Raw genomic sequence first — 2,465 nt, 5'->3', positions numbered from 1 at the left:
GGCTTGATCCCTGCGTGGGCAGGGTCGGCCGCAGCCCTGACGTGGGGACCTGGCTGACCCCGTGCCGGGTTTGGGTCAGCTTGGGGGTGACCGCCTTGGCATAGGCGCTGGTCAGGGTGGCGGCTGTTTCGGCGGGGTCTTTGGCTCGCATCAGTGCGCCCAGGACTGCTACTCCGACGGCTCCCGCCTCGACGCAGGCGGTTACCTGTTCTGGTGTCTCGATGCCGCCGAGGGCGAGCAGGGGCACCGGGCTGGAGCGGACCAGGCTGCCCAGCCCCGCGACGTCCAGGGGTGGGCCGTAACCCGGTTTTGTCTTCGTGGGCCAGATCGGGGAGATGGTGGCGTAGTGCTCGGTGGTGAGGCGGGTCAGCTCGGTCTGGTTGTGGCAGGAGCGGCCGACCAGCTGGTGGGGTGGCGGTGGGTACGGGCCGGCGGCGGGCGAGCACCGGGTCGTCACTGGTGTACGGCAGCACGGTGAAGCCGTCGGCGACCAACTCCTCGGCGGCGCGGAGCAACTCCACCCCGTCGGGCAGGAGGGTCCGCTCGTCGCCGATCACCTCCAGCTTGACCCAGTCGGTGTCGAACGCGTCCCGGGCCAGCCGGGCCACCTTCACCGCCTCGGTCGCGGTGTGGCAGCCGGCGGTGTTCGGCAGCAGGCGTACGCCGCACCGGTCCAGCAGTTCCAGCAGTCCACCGGTGGAGCCCGGCGCGGTGCCCACCCGGCGCAGCGCCACTGTGACCAGCTCGGTGCCGGACGCCCGGATCGCCTGCTCCAACACGTGCAGGTTCGCGGCGCCGCCGGTGCCGAGGATCAACCGTGAGGTGAAGGTCTCCCCACCCAGCTCGAACGGCACGCCGCTCACCCGCCCTGCGCCGCGGTGAGCACCTCGACCCGGTCACCGTCTCGCAGCGCCCGGGTAGGCCAGCCGGTGCGCGGCACCACCTCGCCGTTGACCGCGACCGCCACCCCCCGTGGGTGCGGCACGATGTCGCCGACCAGGTCCGCCACTGACGCGCCGGCGGGAACGCTGCGCCCGGCCCCGTTCACCGTCAACTCCACGGGTCCCCCTCCATCGTCGGTTCAGGTCCGCCCACGACGGCACCGGTCGGGCCGAAGCGGTCCGCCCGCAAGGGCGTGAGCAGTGGGTCGGGTCCGCCGCCGAGCACCAGGTCGGCGATCAGGTCGGCGGTGATCGGGGTGAGCACGATGCCGTGCCGGTGATGCCCGGTGGCGGCCAGCACGTCCGGCCGGTCGGGCAGCGGGCCGAGGATCGGCGCGTTGTCCGGGGTGCCCGGGCGCAGCCCGGCGACGGCCTCGACCAGGTCGTACTCGGCCAGTTCGGGCAGCAGGTCGACCCCGGCGCGCAGCAGCCGCTGCACCGCGCCCGCGGTGACCGTGGTGTCCGACCGCTCCTCGACAGTCGCGCCGAGCACCACCTCGCCGTCGTCGCGGGGCACCAGGTAGACGTGCTCGCCGTCGGCGTACCCCCGGATCACGTGCCGGAAGCCCGGCGCGAGGCCGTCGGGCGCGCGGAGCCGGAGGATCTGACCCTTCACCGGCCGCACCGGCAGGCCGGTGAGCGCGGCGGCCCCGCAGCCGGCGGCGACCACCGTGACACCGGCGTCCAGATCGGACAGCTGCCGGACCGGTTGCGGCACGAGCACCACGCCGGCCCGCTGCGCGGCCGTGCGCAGCGCCGGCACCAGCAGCCGGGGGTCGACCTGGTGGTCGGTGGGCGCGAGCGCGCCGCCGCGCACCCGGGGGGCGAGCGCCGGTTCGCGGTCGCGCAGCTCGCTGGGGCGCAGCGGCGTCACCGGCAGGCCCAACCCCTGCTGGTACGCCCAGAGCCGGCGCGCCTCGGCCAGGTCGTCGCCGGTGAGGCCGACCATCAGTGTGCCCTCGGTCCGGTAGCCGATCCCGACTCCGGTCGCCTCGGTCAGCTCGGCGGCGAACGCCGGCCAGCGCTCGGCGGACGCCACCAGCAACGCGGTCAGCTGCCGTTCGCCGAAGTACGCCTCGGCGACCGGGGAGAGCATCCCGGCGGCCACCGACGACGCCCCCGAGCCGGGTGCGGGATCGTGCACCGCCACCCGCAGCCCTCGCGCGGCGCAGCGCCAGGCGATCGCGAGCCCGATCGGCCCCGCCCCCACCACTGCCACGTCCGGCCGGACCCGGTCGCTCGACGGCGCTGACGGGAACCGGCCGGTCAGCACGTCAGGGCCTCGATCAGCGCGGCGGTCGCCAGTGCCGGGTCGGCGGCGGCGGAGACGGCACCGACCACCGCCACCCCGTACGCCCCGGCGGCCCGCAGCGCCGGCACCCGGGCGGCGGTCACTCCACCGATCGCGATGACCGGCACGTCGACGGCGTCGACGACGGCACGTACCCCGGCGGGCCCGATGGGATCCGGCAGACCGGTCTTGGTGCTGGTGGTGTGGCACGGTCCGACGCCGAGGTAGCTGGC

3 protein-coding genes and 2 pseudogenes are annotated in these 2,465 nt (G+C 75.1%); all 5 read right to left on the bottom strand.

Translation table 11 applies throughout. The features are described from left to right. Nucleotides 1-91: 91 nt before the first annotated feature. A pseudogene (locus KBX53_RS29570) lies at nt 92-439 on the bottom strand (thiamine phosphate synthase); the annotation flags it as partial. Continuing rightward, nucleotides 432-863, bottom strand: a pseudogene (locus KBX53_RS29565) (thiazole synthase); the annotation flags it as partial. The pseudogenes KBX53_RS29570 and KBX53_RS29565, both read right to left, overlap by 8 nt. Then, entirely contained in the window at nt 860-1,060 is a 201-nt protein-coding gene (gene thiS / locus KBX53_RS29560) for a sulfur carrier protein ThiS (RefSeq protein WP_030329946.1), read from the bottom strand. The pseudogene KBX53_RS29565 and the gene thiS, both read right to left, overlap by 4 nt. Continuing rightward, the gene (gene thiO / locus KBX53_RS29555; RefSeq protein ID WP_051708252.1) at nt 1,051-2,211 is read right to left on the bottom strand and encodes a glycine oxidase ThiO; all 1,161 of its coding nucleotides are present in this window, start codon (nt 2,209-2,211) and stop codon (nt 1,051-1,053) included. The genes thiS and thiO overlap by 10 nt, the downstream gene beginning before the upstream one ends. Then, nucleotides 2,208-2,465 (bottom strand): thiamine phosphate synthase (locus tag KBX53_RS29550; protein ID WP_210862924.1); only part of this gene is annotated, 258 nt, incomplete at its 5' end. The genes thiO and KBX53_RS29550, both read right to left, overlap by 4 nt.

It is taken from the genome of Micromonospora sp. M51 (assembly GCF_018070305.1).
GTDB classification, from domain to species: Bacteria; Actinomycetota; Actinomycetes; order Mycobacteriales; family Micromonosporaceae; genus Micromonospora; species Micromonospora parva.
The sequence above is the reverse complement of the archived record's forward strand: the minus strand, read 5'-3'. Positions and strand labels throughout refer to the sequence as shown.